This is a genomic window from Amycolatopsis sp. SID8362, from assembly GCF_010550475.1.
GTDB classification, from domain to species: Bacteria; Actinomycetota; Actinomycetes; order Mycobacteriales; family Pseudonocardiaceae; genus Amycolatopsis; species Amycolatopsis eburnea.
The window spans coordinates 1-1,577 of record NZ_JAAGNB010000510.1 but is presented as its reverse complement, the minus strand read 5'-3'; the positions used below and the strand labels follow the sequence as shown (position 1 = coordinate 1,577).

At 75.5% G+C, this 1,577-nt stretch carries 1 pseudogene; it reads right to left on the bottom strand.

From position 1 onward, the window contains the following. Nucleotides 1-1,577 (bottom strand): annotated as a pseudogene (locus tag G3I65_RS16225) (hypothetical protein); the annotation flags it as partial.

The window sequence follows — 1,577 nt, the reverse complement described above, 5'->3', positions numbered from 1 at the left end:
CCACAGCCAGTGGAACCGGCGGGCGGGCCAGCCGCCGATGCCCTCGGGGGCCCAGCGCTGGAGGTCGCGCTGCTGGGCGATGAGGACGTGCCGGGCGTTGCCGTCGTGGCCCGACGCGCGTTCGACCGCGGCCAGCCGCTGGTACGGCCCGGGCCGGTAATCCGCCGTGTGCCACCGGACCAGGTGCAGCCACTCCTGCCAGGTGGCCGCGCCGAGCGCGCCGAAGCGGAAGCCGTCGAGGTCGATCGTGCCCGGGTGCCGGCCGCGCGCCGGGTTCGCGCACACGACGTCCGCGGCGAGGAAGACCGCGCCCTCGACGACGGCGCCCTCCAGGCTCAGCAGGGTTCCGCCGTCGGACTGCGCCAGCTCGGCGTCGAGGAGGAGGAGCTGGCCGGTCACGTGCGCGTCGAGCAGCCGGAGCGTGGCTTCCTCGCCGGCCCCGGTGGCCCGGATGCCCTTCAGCGACAGGCTTTCCGCCACGTGGCAGCGGTCGGCCTGCAGTGCCGGCCCCGCGTCGTTCGTGAGCACGGCGTCGTCGAAGCTGACGTGGCCGTCGACCCGCACGCCGGACACGCTCACCGCGGCCCACTCCGCCGAGGAAGCCGCCTTCAGGCCGGTGAAGTCGAGGTAGTTCCCCACGCGCGACATGTCCGCCAGGAACGCCGGACCGGACTCGTTCGCCAGTTCGGCGCCGTCGGCCTGCAGCTGGCCGGTGATCACGACGCCGTGCAGCCGGATCGCGCCCTCCGCGCCCGCGCCGGTGACCTTCGCGCCCGGCAGCGCGAGGTTGCCGCCGACGTGCAGGCCGTCGGCGTACAGCGCCGGGCTCGCGTCGTTGGTCAGGCGCGCGCCGCCGAGGTCCAGCCGGCCGCCGATGCGGGCGCCGAGCAGGCGGACCGTGCCCGGTTCGCCGGATCCGTCCGCGGTCAGCTCGTCGGCGCTGAAGTTGCCGCCGACGTCGAGCCGGTCGCCGCTCAACGCCGCGCCGGTGTCGTTGGCCAGCTCGGCTCCGTCGAGGTAGAGGTTGCCGGCGATCTGTGCGCTGAGCAGGCAGAGCGCGCCGTACTCCCCCGACGCCCGCGCCTTCAGGCCGTCGGCGTGGAAGCTGTCGAGGACCTGCATCCCGTCGGCGCTCAGTCCCCGGCCGCGGCGGTTGACGACCACCGCGGCGCCGGCGTTGAACTGGCCCTCGATCCGCGCTCCGAGCAGGCTGATCGCCGCGTCTTCGGCGGCCGCGAGCGCCGTGACGCCGTCGAGCCGCAGATGGCCGGCGCGGACGCGGTCGGCTTCGAGCGCGGGGCCGGTTTCGTTGGTCAGGACGGCGTCGGTGAGGTCGGCTTCGCCGCCGACCCGGGCGCCGATCAGGCGCAGCGCCCCGTCTTCGCCGGCACCGGTGACCTTCGCCGAGGTCAGCCACAGGTCGCCGCCCGCGACGAGACCGTCGGCGTGCAGCGCGGGCCCGTCCCGGTTCGTGAGCACGGCGTCGTCGAAGCTGACCTGGCCGGTGACCTGCACGTTGAGCACGCGGACCGCGCCCAGCTCGCCGTCGCCGGCCGCGCGCAGCCCCGCGCACCGCA